General features: G+C 30.8%; 17 protein-coding genes and 1 pseudogene. 9 read left to right on the top strand and 9 right to left on the bottom strand.

Features of this window, described 5'->3' with window-relative positions:
• Positions 1-113 precede the first annotated feature (113 nt).
• Positions 114-419, top strand: a pseudogene (locus tag KV700_RS06595) (four helix bundle protein).
• Between the two features lie 41 nt (positions 420-460).
• Entirely contained in the window at positions 461-1,918 is a 1,458-nt protein-coding gene (locus tag KV700_RS06590; protein WP_166385164.1) for a magnesium chelatase, read from the top strand.
• A gap of 915 nt (positions 1,919-2,833) precedes the next feature.
• On the opposite strand, the gene KV700_RS06585 is transcribed toward KV700_RS06590, so the two are convergent.
• Positions 2,834-3,409 carry a YdeI family protein gene (locus KV700_RS06585; protein ID WP_218599567.1) on the bottom strand — a complete coding sequence of 192 codons (576 nt, stop codon included), beginning with the start codon at positions 3,407-3,409 and terminating at the stop codon, positions 2,834-2,836.
• A gap of 265 nt (positions 3,410-3,674) precedes the next feature.
• Here KV700_RS06585 and KV700_RS06580 point away from each other — a divergent pair, with 265 nt between their 5' ends.
• From KV700_RS06580 to KV700_RS06570, 3 genes are all read left to right on the top strand, one after another.
• Positions 3,675-5,774, top strand: a complete 2,100-nt coding sequence (locus KV700_RS06580) for an HAD-IIB family hydrolase (protein WP_166385160.1) — start codon at positions 3,675-3,677, stop codon at positions 5,772-5,774.
• Between the two features lie 4 nt (positions 5,775-5,778).
• Entirely contained in the window at positions 5,779-7,053 is a 1,275-nt protein-coding gene (locus KV700_RS06575; protein WP_166385158.1) for a glycosyltransferase, read from the top strand.
• A gap of 92 nt (positions 7,054-7,145) precedes the next feature.
• On the top strand, positions 7,146-8,030 hold the full coding sequence (locus KV700_RS06570) for a carbohydrate kinase (protein ID WP_368384768.1): 885 nt from the start codon (positions 7,146-7,148) through the stop codon (positions 8,028-8,030).
• Positions 8,031-8,129: 99 nt separating this feature from the next.
• Here the strand turns inward: KV700_RS06570 and KV700_RS06565 are convergent, their stop codons facing one another.
• The 8 genes from KV700_RS06565 to KV700_RS06530 all read right to left on the bottom strand — a co-directional run bounded on the left by KV700_RS06565 (position 8,130) and on the right by KV700_RS06530 (position 15,791).
• Positions 8,130-8,687: a hypothetical protein gene (locus tag KV700_RS06565; protein WP_218599566.1), complete on the bottom strand. Its 558-nt coding sequence runs from the start codon at positions 8,685-8,687 to the stop codon at positions 8,130-8,132.
• Between the two features lie 145 nt (positions 8,688-8,832).
• Positions 8,833-9,387 (bottom strand): hypothetical protein, encoded by a 555-nt coding sequence (locus KV700_RS06560; RefSeq protein WP_218599565.1) that lies wholly within the window; start codon positions 9,385-9,387, stop codon positions 8,833-8,835.
• 228 nt (positions 9,388-9,615) lie between these two features.
• The gene (locus tag KV700_RS06555) at positions 9,616-10,305 is read right to left on the bottom strand and encodes a hypothetical protein (protein ID WP_218599564.1); all 690 of its coding nucleotides are present in this window, start codon (positions 10,303-10,305) and stop codon (positions 9,616-9,618) included.
• 142 nt (positions 10,306-10,447) lie between these two features.
• Entirely contained in the window at positions 10,448-11,773 is a 1,326-nt protein-coding gene (locus tag KV700_RS06550) for a M28 family peptidase (RefSeq protein ID WP_218599563.1), read from the bottom strand.
• 149 nt (positions 11,774-11,922) lie between these two features.
• Positions 11,923-12,873 carry a succinylglutamate desuccinylase/aspartoacylase family protein gene (locus KV700_RS06545; protein WP_166385154.1) on the bottom strand — a complete coding sequence of 317 codons (951 nt, stop codon included), beginning with the start codon at positions 12,871-12,873 and terminating at the stop codon, positions 11,923-11,925.
• Positions 12,863-13,738, bottom strand: coding sequence for a 30S ribosomal protein S6--L-glutamate ligase (rimK, locus tag KV700_RS06540; protein WP_166385152.1), 876 nt, complete (start codon positions 13,736-13,738; stop codon positions 12,863-12,865). Before rimK ends, KV700_RS06545 begins: the two co-directional genes overlap by 11 nt.
• The gene (locus tag KV700_RS06535) at positions 13,738-14,175 is read right to left on the bottom strand and encodes a RimK/LysX family protein (RefSeq protein ID WP_166385150.1); all 438 of its coding nucleotides are present in this window, start codon (positions 14,173-14,175) and stop codon (positions 13,738-13,740) included. The genes rimK and KV700_RS06535 overlap by 1 nt, the downstream gene beginning before the upstream one ends.
• 59 nt (positions 14,176-14,234) lie before the next feature.
• Entirely contained in the window at positions 14,235-15,791 is a 1,557-nt protein-coding gene (locus KV700_RS06530; RefSeq protein WP_218599562.1) for an NAD(P)/FAD-dependent oxidoreductase, read from the bottom strand.
• A gap of 185 nt (positions 15,792-15,976) precedes the next feature.
• Between KV700_RS06530 and KV700_RS06525 the strand changes: the two genes are divergently transcribed.
• The 4 genes from KV700_RS06525 to KV700_RS06510 all read left to right on the top strand — a co-directional run bounded on the left by KV700_RS06525 (position 15,977) and on the right by KV700_RS06510 (position 21,528).
• Positions 15,977-16,834 carry a PPK2 family polyphosphate kinase gene (locus tag KV700_RS06525; RefSeq protein WP_218599561.1) on the top strand — a complete coding sequence of 286 codons (858 nt, stop codon included), beginning with the start codon at positions 15,977-15,979 and terminating at the stop codon, positions 16,832-16,834.
• 91 nt (positions 16,835-16,925) lie between these two features.
• The gene (locus tag KV700_RS06520) at positions 16,926-17,753 is read left to right on the top strand and encodes a 3'-5' exonuclease (RefSeq protein ID WP_218599560.1); all 828 of its coding nucleotides are present in this window, start codon (positions 16,926-16,928) and stop codon (positions 17,751-17,753) included.
• A gap of 181 nt (positions 17,754-17,934) precedes the next feature.
• Complete coding sequence (locus tag KV700_RS06515; RefSeq protein ID WP_218599559.1) at positions 17,935-18,420, top strand: ABC transporter ATPase; 486 nt, start codon at positions 17,935-17,937, stop codon at positions 18,418-18,420.
• Between the two features lie 189 nt (positions 18,421-18,609).
• On the top strand, positions 18,610-21,528 hold the full coding sequence (locus KV700_RS06510; RefSeq protein WP_218599558.1) for a glycoside hydrolase family 3 N-terminal domain-containing protein: 2,919 nt from the start codon (positions 18,610-18,612) through the stop codon (positions 21,526-21,528).
• The last annotated feature ends 11 nt before the right edge of the window (positions 21,529-21,539 follow it).

Here is a 21,539-nt window from a genome sequence, read left to right as displayed (position 1 = left end):
GAAAAAAGAATATAGAACAGAGAAGAAAGAATAGATTGCAAAGAACTTATTAATATTAGAAATAAAAAGACATAATTATAAAAAAACTAAAAATTTGGCAAATAGGTTTAAAATTGTCCTTTTTAATTTCTGATATTTTAGAAAATTTCCCTAAAAATGAACGATATGATTTGACTTCTCAAATAAGCAGATGTTCAATTTCTATTCCAAGTAATATTTCAGAGTGATCTTAAATAACTGATAAGTCTTTCAGTCACTTTATAGATATTTCTCTTGGTTCTAGTTTTGAGTTAGGGACACAAATATTAATAGCACATCATAAAAAATATATTAACATAAAACAATTAGAAGAGTTAGAAAGTTTAATTGCTGAATGGCAAAGAATGACTATGGGGTTCCAAAATGGACTCAAAAATTAGTCTTTTCTCTTTTTTCTTTGCTCTCTTATCACACACATAATATGAATATACATACATTAGGAGAATTAAAAGCATCAGGATACAAATCTAAGTCAATTAAAGACGAATTAAGAGAAAACCTGATAACCAAAATAAAAAATAAAGAAACCGTTTTTAAAGGAGTTCATGGATATGAGAATACGGTTATTCCGGAATTAGAAAGAGCTATTTTAAGTAAACATAATATTAATTTATTAGGATTAAGAGGGCAAGCAAAAACACGTTTGGCTAGATTGATGGTAGATTTATTGGATGAATACATTCCGGTTGTTGCAGGTTCTGAGATTAATGACGATCCTTTACAGCCAATTTCTAGGTTTGCTATTGAGTTGATTAAAGAAAAGGGAGATGATACACCTATTTATTGGCTGCATAGAAACGAACGTTTTGCAGAAAAATTAGCAACGCCAGATGTAACGGTTGCCGATATTATTGGTGATGTAGATCCTATAAAAGCAGCCAATTTAAAATTAAGTTATGCAGATGATAGAGTAATTCATTACGGAATGATTCCACGTGCAAACAGATGTATTTTTGTAATTAATGAATTACCAGATTTACAAGCAAGAATTCAGGTTGCACTTTTTAATATTTTACAAGAAGGAGATATTCAAATTAGAGGATTTAAATTACGTTTGCCTTTAGATATGCAATTTGTGTTTACAGCAAACCCAGAAGATTATACCAATAGAGGAAGTATTGTTACACCTTTAAAAGATAGAATTGGTTCGCAAATTTTAACACATTACCCAGAGGATATTGAAACAGCTAAAACAATTACACAACAAGAAGCAAATAAGGTAGGTTCTCAAAAAGACTTTATAGCAGTGCCAGAATTGGCAAAAGACTTGTTAGAACAAATTGTTTTTGAAGCGAGAGAAAGTGAGTATATAGATGCTAAAAGTGGTGTGAGTGCCCGTTTAAGTATTTCTGCTTTCGAAAATCTATTAAGCACAGCAGAAAGAAGAGCATTGCTTTCTGGTGATGAAAAAACAATGATCCGTTTAAATGATTTCGACGGAATTATTCCTGCAATAACAGGAAAGGTAGAGTTAGTTTATGAAGGAGAGCAAGAAGGCGCACAAGTTGTGGCAGAAACCTTAATAAAGAATGCAATTAAAACGTTGTTTCCAAGTTATTTTCCGGAGATAAAAAAGTTAGAAAAACAAGGAGAAGAATCTCCTTATGATGCTATTATTTCTTGGTTTTTTAATGCTGATGAAGATTTCGAATTATTAGATGAACATACAGAAGCGCAATACAAAGCAGAATTAGATAAAGTAAAACCTTTAGATGCTTTTATAAAAGAATTTCAACCAGATATGAATGAAGCAGATGCTTATTTTATGAAAGAATTTGTGTTATGGGCATTGGTGGAGTTTAAAAAATTAAGTAAGTATCGTTTTGCAGAAGGTACTCAATTTAAAGATCCTTATGGAAACTTTATAAGCGGACTGTAAGTTTTAAATACACTTTAGATATGAATGTCAAATTGAGCTTGTGGAAACTTTGTAAAAAGAACTTCGACAAGCTTAGTTTGACATTCTTAATTTTAATTAGTTTTTTAGATGAAGAAGTAAGATATTCCTAAAAAACAATTGAAGCTATAGATGTCAGTCTGAGCTTGTCGAAGACCATAACTACAAATTACCTATAGCTTACTTATTTACTTCAAATAATTGAATAATCTCTATAATTATTTTTTGTCATTTCAACTTTAAGGAGAAATCAGATAAAGCAACATTATTTGGTTTTCTAAATGAATTTTAATCTTATGCTCAAATAAAACTTCGACAAGCTCAGTTAGACATTCTTAGGTTTAATTGTTTTTTTAGATGAATAATATAAAAGTATTCGCAAAAACAATTCAGCATACAAATGTCTGTCTGAGCCTGTCGAAGACTAAAACTACCTATTTCCTCTACCTTTTTTATTAGCTTCACATAATTGAATAATCTCCGTAATTCTTTTTTGTCTTTTCGAGTTTAAGGAGAGATCATATAAATCAACATCCTTTGGTTTTCTAGATTAATTTTAATCTTGTGCTAAAATAAAACTTCGACAAGCTCAGTTTGACATCGTTAGTTTTAATTGTCTTTTTTTAGATGAAGAATTAATGTATTTCTAAAAAACAATTGAACATATAATATGTACTGTTTTTACACAGTTTTGTCATTTCAACTTTAAGGAGAAATCAGATAAAGCAACATTATTTGGTTTTCTATATGAATTTTAATCTTATGCTCAAATAAAACTTCGACAAGCTCAGTTTGACATCGTTAGTTTTAATTGTCTTTTTAGATGAAGAATATAAAAGTATTCGCAAAAAATAATTCAGAATACAAATGTCTGTCTGAGCCTGTCGAAGACTAAAATTACCTATTTCCTCTAGATTTTTTATTTGCCTTACATAATTGAATAATCTCAGTAATTCTTTTTTGTCGGGTTGTTTCTCTCTTTGCTTGATGTATCCAATACAAATAACTCTTTTTATAACTAGGTGCAAAATTATTGTAATTGTTAAAAGCCGTTTCGTTTTTAGCAAAGGCAATTTGTAAATCATCAGGAATAATTCCTTTTTCGACAGCATCTAAGGTGGTCCAACAACCATTTTGTTTTGCAATTTCTATAATGTCTAATCCACTTTGATGCATTAAATTATCAGCAATTAAATTTTGAATATAATTTTTATTCACAGCACTCCAAACACTTTTTTGTTTTCTTGGGCAGAAATATTGCCTGCGTTTTCCTGCTCCTAAACTTTTTACAGTTGCATCTATCCAGCCAAAACATAAAGCAATCTTAACGGCTTCTTCCCAACGCATAGATGCTTCTTTATTTTCTACTTTATAAAAAATTAGATAAATTCCTTCTGATAAATTATAATTTTTAGACAACCAAAGGCGCCATTCAGCATCATTTTTAAAGTAAAATTCTTCAACTTCATTCATAATTTAGAATACTAAGAGCAACTTGCCAGTTTTTTATTCAATTATAAGTAATTAAAATTTATAATTAAAAAGAGTTGTTTATAAAGAGAGGTTAAATAAGAAAATAATTTTTATCATTCTCTATTTACTATTTTTTGATAGCCATAATTATCACAATCATAAAAATGGAGGTACAAATAACGATAGATAGCTCAAGTTTTGGTTACGCTATATTTTTTAATTAAATTCAGTGTTATTAATGATTCTATCATAAAAACACAATGAAATGACTGAAAACAGCTTAAATAATGAAAATAAAATAAAATTATTATCATTTGATATTGACAACACTTTAATTGATTTTCATACCTATAAAAGTAACTTTAAAAAAATATGGGAAAAGTATCATCATCAAAGTGATGTAATTTTAACGTATAATACAGGTCGTTTAATAGATGACGTTTTAGATTTAATAGATAAAAAGGTGCTTCCAGAACCAGATTATATTATTTCTGGCGTAGGTACACATATTTATAATTATAAAAAAGGTGAAATAGTAAAAGAGTTTAATGATGTTTTAGATGATGGTTGGAATTTAGAGTCTGTAGAAAATATCATTCAGAAAATAAAACATCCTATTAGTGATCAACCAACAAAATTTCAGCATTCTTATAAAAGAAGTTACTTCTTTCATGATGCCAGTAACGAGCTTATTGAAAGTATAGAACAAGATTTTGCAGATGCAGATATGGATGTAAATATTGTGTATTCGGGTAATAAATTTTTAGATGTTTTACCAAAATGGGCCAATAAAGGAAATGCTTTACGTTGGCTATTAAGAAGATTAAAATTTAAATCTAATGAGGTTTTAGTTGCTGGAGATAGTGGTAACGATTCTGCAATGTTCGATTTAAAAGATGTGTCTGGTATTGTGGTTGCAAATGCACATGACGAATTGTACTTGTATACAAAACATAAAAAAGTTTATCATACAGAAAAAGAAAAAGGAGATGGTATTATAGAAGGGTTAATTTTCTATAAAATATTACCAAAAGAAGCGCTTGAAGATACAAACATCGATCACTCGGAAGATTTTTTTATCAAAAAAGAAAAAGAAAATATTACTCAAGAAGATACAGATGAAAAAGTTGCATTAATTAAAGAGGGATATGTAAAAGCAATTGAAGCGCTTAAGAAAAATATTACACCGCTTGGTTTTTCCGCTTGTTCTATAAAGGATAATATACCTAATGGTACCGATGAAAATTATCATAGTGTTTGGGCCAGAGATGGCGCAATTACTGTTATAGGTTCGTTGTCTTTAATAGATGATGAAGAAATTCATCAATGTCAAAGACAAACATTGGTTACGTTGATAGAAAACATGTCTAGAAACGGACAAATACCTGCAAATGTTAGACTAAAAGATGGTGAGCCAGATTACTCTGGAGTTGGAGGAATTTGTTCTATAGATAGTGGTATTTGGGTAGTAATTGCTTTCTATGAATATGTAAATGTTACTAAAGATATTCAGTTTTTAAGAAAATATATTGGAGATATTAAGGAAACCATGCGATGGTTAGGAGCCCATGATAGTAATAATGATGCACTTTTAGAAATTCCGGAAGCTGGAGATTGGACAGACTTATTTGGAAGAAGTTATAATATTTTATATGATGAAATTCTTTGGTATAGATCTAATGTGTGTTTTGGACGTATGTTAGAAATGTTAGGAAGCCATGAGGATGCTGGGGAATATATTAGATGGTCTCAGGTGATTAAAAAAGAGATTGTACAAAACTTCTGGCCTTCTACGCAGCAAAAATTATTTCAATCGGTTTCATTTGCAGAAAAGCAATTTACATTAGGAGACACTTCTTATTTAATAGCACAAACTACACCTTTCGATTTTAGCTGGCGTTGTGATGTTTTAGGAAATGTGTTGGCTTTTTTACACGGAACCATAGATGCAGAAAAAGCACATCAAACTTTTAAATTTATGCTAGGTGTTGGTGTAAATGATCCTTTTCCGGTTGCAAATGTATATCCGGTGGTAAGTCCTGGAGATCCAGATTGGAAACCTTATTACACCGTAAATCTTCTGAATTTACCCAACCATTATCACAATGGTGGAATTTGGCCTTTTGTGGGTGGTTTTTGGGTAAAGTTTGTAAATAAATTAGGGTTTAAAGACATTGCAATAGAAGAATTGCACAAACTAGCTTTAATCAATAAAGAAGGAATTAATGAAGAGTGGGAGTTTACAGAATGGGCACATGGAACCACAGGGAAACCAATGGGGAAAGCATACCAAGCTTGGTCTGCTGCTCAATATATATCAGCTTGTAACGATTTAAAAATAATTAAAACTATAACTAAAAAATAGAAATATGAAATCAATATTAATGATTTCTTTACATGGATATGTAGGGGCGCATGCAGAATTAGGAAAACCAGATACAGGAGGACAAGTTGTATATGTTTTAGAATTAGCAGATAGATTTAGTAGATTGGGTAAACGTGTAGATCTTTTAACAAGACAGTTTGAAGAGCAACCAGAATATGATATTGTAGATGATAATTTTAGTGTTTGGAGAATTCCTTTCGGTGGAAAAAAATTCATTAGAAAAGAAGACATGCACGATCATTTAAAAAAGTTTGTAACTAATACTTTAGCAGCAATTAAAAAAGAAAATAAGAAGTATGACGTTGTTTATTCTCATTATTGGGATGCAGGTTGGGCAGGACAAAAAATTGCAGAAGAATTAGGTATTTGTCACGTGCATACGCCACATTCTTTAGGTTGGTGGAAACAACATTCTATGGGAAGTGATATGGACGAGAAAGTGATGGAAAAAACCTATCGCTTTAAAGAACGTATTAGAAAGGAATATTTTGTGTATCAGATGTGTAATTTTGTGATTGCAACCACACTTCCGCAGGTAGATTTATTAGTACAACAATACGATGTATTGTCTAGAAATTGTAGCATGATTCCTCCAGGAATTGATGAAAACAGGTTTTTTCCGGTACCGTCTAAAGAGAACGATAAAATTAGATTAAAGTATGATATTAAACCAACCGATATCTTGGCGTTGGGTAGAATGGCGCATAATAAAGGCTACGATTTATTAATACGTTCGTTACCAACAGTTTTTGAATTATGTCCGGAAGCTAGATTGGTTGCTGCTATTGGTGGAGATTCTCAACAAGATAGAGACGGAATTGAAACTTTAAAAGTATTGGCGAAGGAGTTAGGTGTTATGGATAAAATTAAATGGAAAAATTATATTGCAGATGAAGATTTAGCAAACGTATATAGATCTGCAAGTATCTTTGTAATGCCATCTAGATATGAGCCTTTTGGTATGGTTGCTATTGAAGCAATGGCATGTGGAACGCCAAGTGTAATTACCGTGCATGGTGGTTTGTGTGATTTAATTGATTTTGGAAACCAAGCTTTATTTGCAGATCCACACAGGCCAAAAGAATTTGGAGCAATGATGGCAATGCCTTTACTATACCCTAAATTAAGAAACGAAATGTCTGTAGAAGGCGCACGTTTTGCACGTAGAAATTTTGGTTGGACAGGAATTGCAAAAAGGATGTTAACCATTTTTAATAGTTCTATAAATCAAAACACTATGGAATCTAATATTTATTAGTAAAGCTAATAACGTAAATGTATTATGTTACATAGTAAGTTTTTTATAGTTGAATACATTCCGGTTTTTATCGGGATCTAAATCCTTGGTTAATGATGTCTAAAATAGTCTGTTTTGGTGAAGTTTTGTGGGATGTTTTTCCTACACATAAAAAAATAGGAGGAGCGCCTTTAAATGTTGCAGTTCGTTTAAAATCTTTTAAGAATGATGTTGCTATGGTGAGTGCCATTGGTAATGATGAATTAGGAAAGTTGATTTTAAATTACATAAACGATTTAAAAATAAATACGGATGGTGTAGTAATTTTAGAAGATTATACAACAGGAGAAGTTGCTGTAACATTAAATGAAAAAGGAGCTGCTACCTATGAAATTGTACATCCAAGGGCTTGGGATAAAATTCCACTTACAGCAGCAGCTGCAACACTGGTAAAACAAGCTGATGCTTTTGTTTTTGGAAGTTTAATAACAAGAGATGCTATTTCTAAAAACACATTGTATCAACTTTTAAAGCTTGCTAAATATGCCATTTTTGATGTGAATTTAAGAGCACCTTTTTACACAAAAGAAATATTGGTAGATTTAATGTATAGGGCAGATTTTATAAAATTAAATGATGATGAGTTGTATGAAATAAGTGATTTTTTAGGTTCTCCTTTTCATAATTTAGAACAAAACATACATTTTATAGCTCAAAAAACAAAAACAGCACATATTTGCGTTACAAAAGGCGAACATGGTGCTGTTTTATTATATAACAATGCATTGTTTTACAATAGTGGTTATAAAATTAAAGTAGTAGACACTGTTGGTTCTGGAGATTCTTTTTTAGCCTCATTAATAAGTCAATTAATTAATGGTTCAGCTCCACAAAAAGCAATTGATTTTGCTTGTGCTGTTGGTGCCTTAGTTGCTCAAAATGAAGGAGCAAATCCTATTATTACAGAAAATGAAGTTGTTCAGTTTAGTGGTTTGTAGAGTGTTTTTTCTAATTATTAAAAGCGTATTTCCTTTTTTTATATCTTTTAGAAGGAATAGAATCTAAAATATAATGAATAGAAATTATTTTAGAAAATATTAATTTATTAGAATTTTCCCACAATTAATTTCGTGGTCATTAATTTTGTAAATTAGTTCTTCTTTTTGTAATTCAAATCGAGCTCTTACTGTTCCATTTAGACCTTTGTTAGAAATAGCAACCGTATAAAAAAGATGCGAACTATTAGGTTTAATTATTGTTCTCAATTTGGATGGTTTATTCATATTTTCTTTAAGAAAATTTATTATATCCAAACCATAATTCGGAAATGATTCTTTCTCAAGAGTCATCTCGTTATTTGGTATATACAAATTGAAGTTTATGTTAGGTGCGGAAGGTATTATAAATGAATTGGCAGAAAAAACTATTTCTAATTCCAAATTAGAAGCCGAATTATTAGATATAGAAGTCCAAAATGTTACATAAACAAATTCTTTTCCGTTTGTTGTTGTAAATCTTTGTCCGCCTTTTGGATAACTATTCTGAATTGTAATATCCTTATTAATAGAATTTTTATATTCAAATTTGGTATGAAAATTTTGTCCTATTATTGTATTTGTGAACAGAAATATAGTAAATACGATAGAGAGTTTCATTAGTTTACCTGTTTTTTCGGCTTACGTACAATGTGTTTCTGTATTGGAAGTTACGTTTTTAATGAACGGCTATTTTCCGAAGGAAAATTGAAATTTTAGGTAGAACACTAAAATAGCAATTTTAATACATGGTGTTGTTAGTATTTTATTGTTTGACTTTTACTTCAAAATCTATATTCTCAGAATAATAATCTAGGTAAATAAAGATTGGATTTTTCGTGTCAAGTAATTTATAACTTTCCACAATACCATTTTCACCAAAGCTTAAATTTGTAAAATTTTCATAAGGATGTAAACAGCTAAACCGGAATAGTGAGAATAAGTTATAAGGAATATTTTTTATTTTCAATTCAGCAATACTTGTTATTATTTTCTTTTTTTTGTTCTTGTATTTAATTAATTTTACTGTTTTTGATAAGCTGTCTTTAGCTATAACTTTAAAATCAAAGACTGTATTAGGTAAATCTCTATAAAATACATTTGAGGTATTTTCATATTTAAATTGATGATGAATCTCTTTTTCATATCCCTCACTTTCAATTACTTTAAAAAAGTGATGTTTTGATTTTTTTAAATCAACAATTTCTCCAATGTTTTTATCTTTAAATTTATATATATATAAGAAATAGCTATTGTCGTTTTTGTTAGAATAAATAATTTTCTGCTTATAGAAACCGTTTTCTGATTTATAGTTAGTCAATAAGTTAAATTTATAATTCTGAGCTAAACAATTAACCGAAATCATTAGTGTTAGAATAAGTATAGTTTCTCTCAAATTATTATTATTTAATTACCTACGTTGTTGTATAAACTTTACTGAGTTGCTTAAGTACTGAATTTACTAAATAAAACACGAACTACGAAATTCTATGGAAATTTCACAAGTGAGCTAAAATCAGTAATAAAATTTATTTTTTGTTAGCAATAGTTATATTTTTATGATCTTCATATTATATTTTGTAAAATAATCAAGAATAAATTGTACTTTATCTTTATCAGAATTTTTCATTTCTTTGTAAAGTTGCTTTCCTAGTATTTTTGGGAATTGTTTGAAATCTGATTTAGAATCTATTATATGCAATCCATCCAAATCTTGAAAGTATAATGTTTTGGATTCAATAAATTGATCTTTTTCCAGATCCATATGTGATGGCCACTCTACACTTTCTTCAAAAGATAAAACTTTGTTTTTTAGATAAATATAATCATGTAAATATAAATTTAGTTTCCCTTCTTTAAGTTGATTTTCTGAGTTTTCAATTAAAACAGTCATAAAAGCATTTTTTTTTACCGCACGACTAAATGTTTTTATTTTAAATGGTAAGGATTTTAAAGTTAAAGTTTTTCCTTCTGAATTTTTCATTAATAAATATGTGAAATTATCAGGGTTTATTGTTTTTTTATCTCCTTTTTCTGTAATATAGACAAAACCTCTTTGTATTGTTTTAATCGGCAATACTTCACCTTTTATTAGTGTTGTATCATTCTTTTTATTTACTAAATAATAATTTATTGGTTTTTTAATATTTGGATTCAGCTCATCTATACTTTGAAGTGCTTGAGAATAACTTAAGGATATAAAACCTATTGATATAGCAAAGAATAATTTAGTTTTCATAAGTTTTTTATTGAGATTGGTTTAAATTATTGATTTTCAATGAAAAAAAATCAAGAATCATACCAAATTATTTAATAATTGGTGTGATTCTTAGATTCAGTTTTTATTATTGCCAAATGTTAATACTTTAAGCATATAACTACTATCTCATTATCTCATTAGGAAAAACAACAACACTTTCATGTCCATTTTCTCCAACAGCTGCCACACCAAAAAAGAAGTTGTCAATAACAATTCCGTCTAAAGTAAATTCTGTAGCTTCTACATACCTAGCATGGTCCCAAGTAGGAGAGGTGGTATCTCGCCAATAAATTTTATAACCTTTGGCTCCGTCAACTTTATCCCATTTTAATTTTACAGCTGCTTCTACAATTCCGCCAATAGCTACTTTTTTAGGAGCTTCTGGTGCCCAAGCTAAATTGGCCATAGTAATGGCGTTTACGGCAGTTAGTTTTTTTGCATATTCGAAATTTACATGCTCAAAAGTATCTCCGTATGCAATACCTTTTTCAGTTCTAATATCTTGATGTTGCTGTGTGTAGTTTTCATGCGCTTCCATAATTCTAATTCCTGCAAAACCTAAATCGTTAAAAGGTCTGTGGTGTCCTCCTCGTCCAAATCTATCTAATCTATAAATCATCATTGGGTTCATTTCTGGCATATATGTTTTTACATTTTTATGAATATATCTTGCCAATTGTCTAGAAACCCCATCTACCTCACCGCCATAAAAACGTCTTGCTTTGCGTTGTTTTTCCGTTTCATTTGCAGGCACCGGTTCCGAGAAAATTCTAAAACTACGATTGTCAATTACACCATCTACACCTTTAATATTACCAATCATATCGTTGTTTAAAACTCCGATAATTTCCCAATCTTGTTCTTTTGCATAGTTGGCCAAACCAGCACCACCAAACAAACCTTGTTCTTCACCAGAAAGACCTACATAAATAATACTGCTTTCAAATTGATACTTACTTAAAACTCTTGCGGCTTCTATGGTTCCTGCCATTCCGGAGGCATTGTCATTAGCACCAGGAGCATCTGTGGTAAAATCCATTGCATCGCTTGCACGAGAATCAATATCACCACTCATAATAATATATTTGTTTGGGTATTTTGTTCCTTTTTGAACTGCCACAACATTTACAATCCAAGCATCGTGAGGTACTCTTCTATTCCCTTTTTTTGTTACAAAATCCTTTTGATAAAAAGTGTTGATACAGTTGTTACAATTGCTAGATATTTTATCGAATGCGGCTTTTATCCAGCGTCTAGCTGCACCAATACCTTTAGTTGTAGAAATGGTATCTGAAAAAGTATTTCTTGTACCGAATTCTGTTAGGGTTTTTATGTCTGCTTTAATATTGTCTGCAGAAACTGCATTTATGATATCGTAAATTTTAAGATCTGTTTGTGCAGAAATAGAAATTGACATCAATAAAAATAAGAGTGTAATTTTTTTCATCCGAAGGAAAGTTTAGGAGACTAAATTACAAAACAAAAAAGAGAACAGATTAAAAACCGGTTCTCTTTTACTATTTTATTTAAAATGCTATCTGTTATTTGAAATCTATCGTTAAACCTTCGTTTAGAATAGTACTTGTAGCATGTACGTTATTCATCTATACTAACATGAAATAATGCATCACCTTTATTTACAATTGGAGTTTTATTAATACAGAAAATATTACAATCAAATGGCGCATAAATTTTCTTTTTAAACTCACCAAAAGGATCTTGTATTACGCCTAAAACTTCTCTCTTTTTTACAAAGCTTCCGTTGGCAACTCTAATTTTAAACATCCCAGAATCAGAGGCTCTTAACCATTTTGCTTTATGCACAAAAACAGGAGTTGCTCTAACCGTAATATCGCCTTCAATAAGACCTAAACGGATTAATACATTTCTAGTTCCGTTAACACCTTCGTTAATAATTGTAGGGTTTAGTTCTTTAGATTTTCCACCTTCAAAAAGTAACACGGTTTTACCCATTTTATGTAACGTATCTCTTAGTGATTTTGTAATGTTTTCAGAAAAAACAATCATTGGTGGGTTAAAAACCTTTGCCAATTCTAATGCTTTTTCATCATCTTTACTACATCTAATTTGTGCAATATTGTCACGATCTCCACCACCGGTATGAAAATCAATGACATAATCTACAAGTGGTGCAATTTCTTTTGTAAATTGATAAGCAAACTGGCTTGCTAAAGAACCACTAGCAGAACCAGGAAACATTCTATTTAAATCTCGTCCGTCAGGAAATTCTCTAGTCTGAATTAAATAGCCAAAAATATTAAAAACAGGAATACAAATAATGGTTCCGGTTTTCGGTTTATTAATCTTTAAATTAATAATTTCTCTAATAATACCAACACCATTTGTTTCATCTCCATGTATACCCGCTAGTAATAAAACTACGGGACCAGGATTCTGAGAACGTTCTATAATTATAGGCACCTTTACAGTGGTTCTGGTATGTAGTTTTGCTACTTCTAAATCTAAAACAGTACGTTTTCCTTCAGGAATTACTTTTCCTAAAAGGATAAAAGGTTTACTCGACATGAATTTCTAAAAAACGGATTATTTCTTTTGCAATATTTTTACCTGTAGCTACTTCAATACCTTCTAAACCAGGAGAAGAATTTACTTCTAAAACCAATGGTCCTTTAGAGGATTGTAACATATCTACACCAGCAACTCCTAAACCTAAAGCTTTGGTTGCTTTTAAAGCTGTTTTTTCTTCTTCGTCTGTTAATTCTATAACAGTAGCATTACCACCTCTGTGTAAGTTAGAGCGGAATTCTCCTTCTTTACCTTGACGTTTCATAGCTCCAACGACTTTACCATCTACCACAAAAGCTCTAATATCTGCACCGCCAGCTTCTTTAATAAATTCTTGCGCAATTACTCTTGCACCTAAACCATTAAAAGCTTCTAAAACAGAAGTTGCAGCATTTTTAGTTTCAGCTAAAACAACCCCTAAACCTTGTGTACCTTCTAATAATTTTAAAATTAAAGGAGCGCCACCAACAGATTCTACAACATGCTCTACATCTTTAGTGTAATTAGCAAATACTGTTTTTGGTAAACCAACACCAGCTCTTGCTAAAATTTGTAAACTGCTTAATTTATCTCTAGATTTTACTAAAGCTTGAGAAGAAACTGCAGAAAATACTTTCATCATTTCAAACTGACGAATAACAGCAGTTCCGTAAAAAGTTACAGAAGCACCAATTCTAGGTATAATAGCATCTATATTTTCTATGTATTCACCCTTATAAAATATTTTTGGAGATTTTCTTTCTATTTCAATGTTACATTTTAAATGGTCTACAACCATTACTTCATGACCTCTTTTTTCAGCGGCTTCTACTAATCTTCTAGTTGAATACAATTTTGGATTTCTAGACAGAATTACAATTCTCATTATATTTTATTTTTTAATTTGTGTGATAAATCTTCTTTAGCAGTATCTATCACAAATTTTTTGTTTAAAAATTTTCTTCCCAATAATACAGGATATTTCATGTCTTTACGTTCACTTAATGTTAAATGAATTGGAAAGTTTATATCAAACATGATGATTTCTGTCTCAATCATAAATCTTTTTTCAGAAATACCATTAGAGCTTTTAACCAATTTAGAAGCATACTTTTTTGTAGAAAACTCTTTGTTGTTGTAAAACGAGTGTTCTGGATCTAATAATGTAAATCTAATAAAATTTTCATCACCTACAGTAATTTCTTCAATATTAGAACAATGAATTGATGATGTATATGCGCCAGAGTCAATTTTTACGTCAATATCTTCTAAAATTAATTCAGGAAAATCGGCTTTATCAATTCTACCAATTGTAATCTTCATTTGTAAATTATATTAAGAAGTAAAATTACAGATACTTATTGATTAAAAAAGAAAAACTTTTATAATTTTGAAATGGCTGCTTCTGCACAACGTTCTCCATCCATAGCAGCAGAAACAATTCCACCAGCATAACCACCACCTTCTCCACATGGGTATAAACCTTCTATTTCTGTATGTTCTAAACTTTCTTTTCTTGGGATGTTTACTGGAGATGAAGTTCTAGATTCTACCCCAATAATATTCGCTTCGTTGGTATAATAACCATGCATTTTTTGTCCGAATGCAGCAAAACCTTTCCTTAATCTACCGCCAATAATTTTTGGCAATAAAGAATGTAAAGGAGCCGATTTTAATCCCGGTTGATACGAACAATCATTTAAATCGTTAGAAAGTCTTCCATCCACAAAATCTACCAATCTTTGTGCGGGTGCAGTTTGTGTTCTTCCTCCTGCCAAAAAGGCTATTTTTTCTAAATCCTTTTGAAATTCTAACCCTTTTAAAGGGCCAAATTCTTCGTATTTTTTAAAATCTTTATCAATATCTAATTCAACAACAATTCCCGAGTTTGCAAATCTATTATTTCTACGAGAAGGCGACATTCCGTTTACAACAACCTCACCATTTGCTGTGGCTGCAGGGACAATAAAGCCTCCAGGACACATACAAAAAGAATACACGCCTCTGTTGTTTACTTGATGCACCAAACTATACGCTGCAGCAGGTAACAATTCGTCTCTTTCTCCTGAGCAATGATATTGAATTTGATCTATAATTTCTTGCGGATGTTCTACACGAACGCCCATTGCAAAAGACTTTGCCTTTAAAGCAATTTCTTTTTTATGTAACAATTCGTAAATATCTCTTGCAGAATGACCTGTTGCCAAAATAACGGAGTTTACAGCCATTTCTGTTCCGTTTTTCAGCTGAATAGCTTGTAATTTATTATTTTTTATGGTAAAATCTGTAACGCGAGTTTCAAAATGAATTTCTCCACCATACTTTAAAATATTCTCACGAACATTTTCGATAATTTTAGGTAGCTTATTGGTTCCTATGTGCGGATGCGCATCTACCAAAATTTGCTCTGTTGCTCCATGAAAAACCAAGTTTTCAAAAATTCTTCTAACATCGCCACGTTTTAAAGAGCGAGTATATAATTTTCCATCAGAATAAGTACCTGCGCCACCTTCTCCAAAACAGTAATTAGAATCTTCGTTTACAAAATGATCTTGATTAATGGCTTTTAAATCTCGCCTTCTATCTTGTACATTTTTTCCACGTTCTAAAACAATTGGTTTGTAACCTAACTCTATACAACGCAAGGCAGCGTACATTCCTGCAGGTCCAAAACCAATAATATGAATTTCTTTTGCATTAGAAACGTCTTTGTATTCAAAAATATAATCAGATTTATCTGGAATATTTTCGTTGATGTAAACGGCTACTTTATAATTAAAAATGATGTCTTTTTTACGTGCATCAATAGATTTACGTAAAACTTTTACGGCAGAAATTTCACTTTTATCAAGGCTTAATTGCTTAGAAGCTTTGTATAATAAGATGTTTTCTTTACGTTCTTCTATTAAATTTACTCGAAGTTGAATTTCTTTTACCATGTTGCAAAAATAACAAAATTTAAAGGTTAATAAATAAATAACTTTATGCTAAAATTAAGAATTAGATATTTAATTTTTTATAATTTTAAGTGATAACATAATTGTGAATATTATTCTCATAAAATGCAATGAAAATCAAAGGAAAAAATCACGATTTTATCTATCTTTAAAAAATATTTAAAAGAATGCTAGATCAAGAGAAATATAAGGTTAAAAACACCATTCAACTTACTGATTTTAATACAAAAGAGGTAGTTGAAAAGGCAGAGAAAAAGCTAAAAAAAATTAGAAAAAAGCTAAGTAAAATTCAGGATACCATGTATGCAGAAGGCAAATATAGTATGCTTATTTGCTTGCAAGGAATGGATACTTCTGGTAAGGATAGCTTAATTAGAGAGGTTTTTAAAGATGTAAATGCACGTGGAGTAGAGGTGCATAGTTTTAAAGTACCAACAGAGTTGGAATTAAAACACGATTTTTTATGGCGTCATTATATTGCGCTTCCTGCAAAAGGGAAAATTGGTGTTTTTAATAGAACACATTACGAAAACGTTTTGGTAACAAGAGTGCATCCTAGTTATGTTTTTGGAGAAAATATTCCGACTATACATACGTTAGAGGATATCAATGATGCTTTTTTCCATGAAAGAATGGAAAGAATCAATAATTTTGAAAAACATATTGTAGATAGTGGAACCATCATATTAAAGTTCTTTTTAAATTTATCTAAAGACGAACAAAAGAATAGATTATTAAGAAGATTAAATCTTCCTGAAAAGAATTGGAAGTTTTCTGCAGGCGATTTAAAAGAACGCAAACTGTGGGATAAATATCAGTTTTGTTATGAGGATTTACTAAACAGAACGTCTAAAGAAAACGCACCTTGGTTTGTAATTCCTGCGGATGATAAGCCATCTGCTAGATTAATTTTAGCAGATATTGTATTAGAAGAATTAGAAAAATATAACTTTAAAGAACCTACATTGCCTGTAAAAATTCAGGATCAGGTAGCCGAATTTAAAACACAATTAAATAACGAGTAAGAGTTGTCTTTTCTGTGAAGTCAGTAAGTACACTCTAACGAAATAAATTAAAAATAGCTTCTTGCTTTTGCAAGATTGATAAAAAATAAAAATGAATTTAGATTTAAAGAAGCCAATCGTATTTTTCGATTTAGAAACAACAGGAGTAAATATTGCAACAGATAAAGTTGTTGAAATAGCTATATTAAAAGTTTTTCCAAACGGAAATAAGGAAAGTAAAACTTGGTTGGTAAATCCGGAAATGGAGATTCCACAAGGATCTATAGATGTACACGGAATTACCAATGAAAAAGTAGCTTCGGAACCAACTTTTAAAGAATTAGCACCACAAATTAATGAAATGATTGCAGATTCTGATTTGGCAGGTTTTAACTCTAACCGTTTTGACATTCCGCTTTTAGCAGAAGAATTAATGAGAGCTGGTATCGATTTTGATATGAAAAATAGAAAAGCCATTGATGTGCAAGTTATTTTTCATAAAAAAGAACAAAGAACCTTAAGTGCTGGTTATCAGTTTTACTGTGGTAAAGAATTAGAAGGAGCACACGGAGCAGAAGCAGATACCAATGCAACCTACGAAATTTTGTTAGCTCAGTTAGATAAATACGACGATATAGAAAACTCTGTAGATGCATTAAGTGAATATTCTACACACGGAGAAAGAGCAGATTTTGCTGGTTTTATTTTAATGAATGATGAAAAACAAGAGATTTTTTCTTTCGGAAAATACAAAGGTAGAACGGTAGAAGAGGTTTTTAAAGAAAACCCAGGGTATAATAACTGGATGCAGAATGCCGATTTTCCTTTATACACCAAAAAGGTGTTAAAAGAAATTAAAGAAAGAATGACTGCTCCCAAAAAGCAAATGTCTGACAAAGAAAAATTGGAAGCTTTACAGCAGAAGTTTAATTTACGTTAGGTTTAATATTATTAGATATCTAAAGTATTGGTTTTTTTTGTCATTTCGAAATGAGCCTTTTTAGGTGATTGAGAAATCTCATAATTAATTAAGAACTTAATTTTTACTCTTGTAATTTAAATAGGTTAAACCAAACTGACAATTACACAGTTAAACACATAAACAGTTACACACAACAATTATGTTTACAGAATATAAAAATTTACCAAATAATTCTCGCGTTTGGATTTACCAATCCGACAGAGAATTTACTACAAAAGAAATTGAATTTATTGCAGCAAAGGCAGAAGATTTTATCAACCAATGGACACGTCATGGAGACGATTTAAAAGGTTCTTTTACTATAAAATACAATCAGTTTTTGGTGTTGGCGGTAGATGAGAGTTTTAACAATGTTTCTGGATGTTCTATAGATAGTTCGGTTCGTTTTATTAAAGAGTTAGAAAACGAATTAAAACTAGACTTAATGGATAAGATGAATGTTACGTTTAAAGATAATGACAATATTAATCTAGTAAAATTGTTCGATTTTCAGAAGTTTGCAGAAGTACAAAAAGTAACCGCAGAAACCATTGTTTTTAATAATATGGTAGCTACCAAAGAAGATTTTGAAAACAATTGGGAAATTAAGGCAGAAGATAGCTGGCACAAAAGATTTTTGGTATAAAAGTTGTTTTTAAATTAGTAAATTAAGTTAGCAAATTATTGCGTTAAGGATAGAGCGGTCTGTTTGAGCTCTTTTTTAGGTGCGGTTAGAGTGATTACGCTTTTTTGCGTAATTGTACCGAGAACAAACCTAGAAAAAGCGAGTAGCGAAAGCCTGTTAAAACGCCCAAAAAATAGGTTCGAAAATAAGATGAAGAAAGAGTTACTGATTATCCTTTTTATAGGTTTTGTTTTTAATTTATCTGCACAAAGTGTAGATCCTTTATTAACAAAAGATGCCGAGGCGCAAGATGTTTGGGTAGATAGTATTATGAAAAATATGTCGATTGATGAAAAAATTGGTCAGCTTTTTATGATACAAGCCTATTCTAATAAAGACCAAAAGCACGAAGCTTATATAACCAATATGATTCAAAAATATCATGTAGGTAATTTAATTTTTATGCAAGGTACTCCAGAAAAGCAAGCAGTACTTACTAATACATTTCAAGATGCGGCAAAAGTGCCTTTGTTAATTGGTTTTGATGGAGAATGGGGCTTAGATATGCGTTTGAAAAATACGTACAGATTTCCTTGGAACATGACTTTGGGTGCTATTGAAAAAGATTCTTTAATTACTGAATTTGGTAAGCATTTGGGGATGCATTGTAAGCGATTGGGCATTCATGTAAACTTTGCGCCGGTTGTAGATATTAATACAAATCCAGAAAACCCAATTATAGGAAACAGGTCTTTTGGTGAAGATAAAGAAAACGTAACCGAGAAAGCGATTGCGTTTACAAAAGGGATGCAAAGTCAAGGCGTTTTGGCAAACGCAAAACATTTTCCTGGTCATGGAGATACCGCAACAGATTCTCACCATACATTACCTGTTTTAAATTTTGATTTGGCACGCTTAGATTCTATTGAATTGTATCCGTATAAAAGGGTTTTTGATGCTGGTATGGCAAGTGTTATGACGGCACATTTAAGTATTGCTAGTTTAGAGCCAGATAGTAGATTGCCTACTTCTTTATCTAAAAATGTGGTGACTAATTTATTACAGCAAAAATTAGGTTTTTTAGGCTTGGTAATTACCGATGGATTAAATATGAAAGGTGCTGCAAATTATGCTACTTCGGCAGAAATTAATTTGGCAGCCATACAAGCAGGGAATGATTTATTGTTAATTCCGCAAGAAATTCCTGCTACGGTAAACATGATTAAAAAGGCTATTGAGTTAAAGACACTAACGGAAGAAAGAGTCAATTTTTCTGTTCGTAAAATATTAAAAGCTAAATATTGGGCAGGTTTAAATGAGTATAAACCAGTTGTCTTAAATAATTTGCATGAAGACTTAAATTCAATTGATGATGAATTATTACATAGAGAATTGGTGAAGAATTCTTTAACGGTTGTCAAAAATAAAAACTACAATATACCTATTACCAATTTAGAAGAAAGAAAAATTGCATATGTAAAATTAGGCGACGATTCTGGATATCCTTTTATTGATATGCTTCAAAATTATGGGCAAGTAGATGAGGTTTATAGTGAAAATTTAGACGGACTTATAACAAAATTGAAACCTTATAACTTGGTAATTGTTGGTTTTCATAAATCCAACGCGAACCCATGGAAAAGTTATAAGTTTACAAATAAAGAATTGGTTTGGTTGCAAGAAATCTCTAGAGAGAATAATGTAATTTTAGATGTTTTTGCGAGTCCTTATAGTTTATTACAAGTAAAATCTTTTACAAATATAGAAGGCATTATTGTGTCTTACCAAAATAGTAAATTGGCCCAAGAACTCTCTGCTCAATTAATTTTTGGAGCTTTTGGAGCAAAAGGAAAGTTGCCTGTTTCTATTAAAGAAGATTTTTCTGAAGGGAGTGGTTTTTTTACCTCAAACTTAAGTAGATTTGAGTATACTATACCAGAAGCTGCCCAATTATCATCTATCAAATTAAAGAAGATAGATTCTTTAGCTAAGATTATTTTAAAGGAAAAAATGGCACCAGGTTTTCAGGTTGTGGTAGCAAGGCACGGTAAAATTGTTTTAGAGAAAAGTTACGGACATCACACAGATGATACGTCTAGAAAAGTAAAAAATTCTGACGTTTACGATTTGGCTTCGCTTACTAAAATTTTAGCCTCTTTACCTTTGGTGATGAAAGCAGAAGAAGAAAATAAAATTTCTTTAAATGAAAAACTTCAAGATCTTTTACCAGGTTTTAAAGGCTCTAATAAAGCATCGGTTTCTGTTAGAGAAATCCTTTCACATTACGGACGTTTAAAAGCGTGGATTCCCTTTTATGTGGCAACTCAAGATAGTATAACACATGAAAATTTACCTGCTTTTTATAGTAATAAACAATCGGAAAGATTTTCTCTAAATGTGGCAAAAAACTTATATATAAACAAGAGTTATAAAGACAGTATTTATAAATATATTAGAGATGCAGACCAAAGAACAACTCCAGGCTATAAATACAGCGATTTAGGATATTATTTACTACAAGAAGCTATAGAAAAAACGTATCAAAAACCTTTAAATACCTTGGTAGATGAAGAGTTTTACCAATCTTTGGGCGCTAATAGAACCACGTATTTACCGCTTCAAAAGTTTCCTGCAAACGAAATTATACCTACTGAAAAAGACAACTATTACCGCAATCAATTAGTGCAAGGTTATGTGCATGATATGGGAGCTGCTATGTTGGGTGGAGTAGGTGGACATGCAGGTTTATTTGCCAATGCAAACGATGTTGCAAAAATTATGCAGATGTATTTACAGAAAGGATATTATGGAGGTAAAAGATATTTAAAAACAGAAACCTTAGACAAATTTAACCATCGTTATTTTTCAGATATGCAGGTGCGTAGAGGCTTAGGTTTCGATAAACCGCAGTTAAACCCTAAAGTTAAAGCAACTTGTGGCTGTGTATCCGACGAGAGTTTTGGGCATTCTGGTTTTACAGGTACTTATACTTGGGCAGATCCTCAAAGTGGAATTGTATATGTGTTTTTGTCTAATAGAGTGTATCCAACGGCAGCAAATAGAAGTTTGGTAAGAAGCAATATGCGTACAGAAATTCAGCAAGTAATTCAAGATGCTATTATAAATTAAGAGGAATAAAA

Source organism: Polaribacter sp. NJDZ03 (assembly GCF_019263805.1).
Lineage (GTDB): Bacteria > Bacteroidota > Bacteroidia > Flavobacteriales > Flavobacteriaceae > Polaribacter.
The sequence above is the reverse complement of the archived record's forward strand: the minus strand, read 5'-3'. Positions and strand labels throughout refer to the sequence as shown.

Coding starts and splice junctions, on each gene's coding strand:
- KV700_RS06525 (WP_218599561.1), top strand. CDS start 15,977: ATGCTAGATCAAGAGAAATATAAGGTTAAAAACACCATTCAACTTACT.
- KV700_RS06545 (WP_166385154.1), bottom strand. CDS start 12,873: ATGTCGAGTAAACCTTTTATCCTTTTAGGAAAAGTAATTCCTGAAGGA.
- KV700_RS06555 (WP_218599564.1), bottom strand. CDS start 10,305: ATGAAAACTAAATTATTCTTTGCTATATCAATAGGTTTTATATCCTTA.
- KV700_RS06520 (WP_218599560.1), top strand. CDS start 16,926: ATGAATTTAGATTTAAAGAAGCCAATCGTATTTTTCGATTTAGAAACA.
- KV700_RS06585 (WP_218599567.1), bottom strand. CDS start 3,409: ATGAATGAAGTTGAAGAATTTTACTTTAAAAATGATGCTGAATGGCGC.
- KV700_RS06575 (WP_166385158.1), top strand. CDS start 5,779: ATGAAATCAATATTAATGATTTCTTTACATGGATATGTAGGGGCGCAT.
- KV700_RS06530 (WP_218599562.1), bottom strand. CDS start 15,791: ATGGTAAAAGAAATTCAACTTCGAGTAAATTTAATAGAAGAACGTAAA.
- rimK (WP_166385152.1), bottom strand. CDS start 13,738: ATGAGAATTGTAATTCTGTCTAGAAATCCAAAATTGTATTCAACTAGA.
- KV700_RS06580 (WP_166385160.1), top strand. CDS start 3,675: ATGACTGAAAACAGCTTAAATAATGAAAATAAAATAAAATTATTATCA.
- KV700_RS06550 (WP_218599563.1), bottom strand. CDS start 11,773: ATGAAAAAAATTACACTCTTATTTTTATTGATGTCAATTTCTATTTCT.
- KV700_RS06570 (WP_368384768.1), top strand. CDS start 7,146: ATGATGTCTAAAATAGTCTGTTTTGGTGAAGTTTTGTGGGATGTTTTT.
- KV700_RS06565 (WP_218599566.1), bottom strand. CDS start 8,687: ATGAAACTCTCTATCGTATTTACTATATTTCTGTTCACAAATACAATA.
- KV700_RS06510 (WP_218599558.1), top strand. CDS start 18,610: ATGAAGAAAGAGTTACTGATTATCCTTTTTATAGGTTTTGTTTTTAAT.
- KV700_RS06515 (WP_218599559.1), top strand. CDS start 17,935: ATGTTTACAGAATATAAAAATTTACCAAATAATTCTCGCGTTTGGATT.
- KV700_RS06535 (WP_166385150.1), bottom strand. CDS start 14,175: ATGAAGATTACAATTGGTAGAATTGATAAAGCCGATTTTCCTGAATTA.
- KV700_RS06590 (WP_166385164.1), top strand. CDS start 461: ATGAATATACATACATTAGGAGAATTAAAAGCATCAGGATACAAATCT.